The organism is Pseudomonas sp. 24 E 13, assembly GCF_900004715.1.
In the GTDB taxonomy this organism is placed as follows: domain Bacteria; phylum Pseudomonadota; class Gammaproteobacteria; order Pseudomonadales; family Pseudomonadaceae; genus Aquipseudomonas; species Aquipseudomonas orientalis_A.
This window is the reverse complement of the sequence record NZ_CVTO01000139.1, coordinates 16639-17522: the sequence shown is the minus strand read 5'-3', so window position 1 is coordinate 17522 and position 884 is coordinate 16639. Positions and strand designations below refer to the sequence as shown.

Below are 884 nucleotides of genomic sequence, written 5' to 3'. Positions count from 1 at the left end.
CGCCGGTGCTTGCATCTGGGGTGCGTAGAACTGTTGGGCCGGGGTCTTGCTGTGACGGCTGATCCGTACGGACTCTTCGCCTTCCTTTATTTCCAGCTCGTCGATACCGGATTCTTCCAGCAGTTCGATCAGTTTCTTAACTTTACGGATATCCATGAATCATCAACTCCCAAGGGTCGGTCAGGGGCGTTTAGCCTGTTCTTCAACGTGTTCCAGGGCGGCCTCCAGGGCCAGTCGGTAACCGCTGGCGCCAAGGCCGCAGATCACTCCTACCGCTACATCGGAGAAGTAAGAGTGATGGCGGAAAGCTTCGCGTTTGTGCACGTTCGATAAATGCACTTCGATGAATGGGATGCTCACCGCCAGCAGCGCGTCACGTAATGCAACGCTTGTATGCGTGAAAGCGGCGGGATTGATCAGAATAAAGTCCACACCTTCGCCGCGCGCGGCATGGATGCGATCAATCAATTCATACTCGGCATTGCTTTGCAGGTAGAGCAAATGGTGGCCGGCAACACGGGCCCTCTGTTCCAGATCGAGGTTGATCTGCTCCAGCGTCACTGCCCCGTAGACGCCCGGTTCACGGGTGCCGAGCAGGTTCAGGTTGGGTCCGTGAAGAACCAGTAAGGTCGCCATCGGCTGTTCCTTGTTATTGGTTGGGGTAGCGCAGAACCCGGCGACTATGCCGCAAAGCCTTTGTGACTGTCCAGTTCTATGCAGTAGCCAGCACGATTAGCGAGGATAGCGCGAAATTTGTGACTGTGACTTGGGATTCGGTCATGGGTAATACAGTCGTGAAATCGCGGGAGATCCCATGTGGGAGGGGGCTTGCCCCCGATGGCGGCCTCTGGGCCGACCAGGATGTTGGATTAGACCGAGTACAT

General features: G+C 56.1%; 1 protein-coding gene and 1 pseudogene. Both read right to left on the bottom strand.

Annotated features, from left to right (window positions below; translation table 11 throughout):
* Positions 1 to 156 (bottom strand): annotated as a pseudogene (locus BFP90_RS18660) (acetyl-CoA carboxylase biotin carboxyl carrier protein); the annotation flags it as partial.
* Between the two features lie 24 nt (positions 157 to 180).
* A complete protein-coding gene (gene aroQ / locus BFP90_RS18655) occupies positions 181 to 636 on the bottom strand; it encodes a type II 3-dehydroquinate dehydratase (RefSeq protein WP_057724120.1) in 456 nt (151 codons plus the stop codon).
* Positions 637 to 884: the final 248 nt, after the last annotated feature.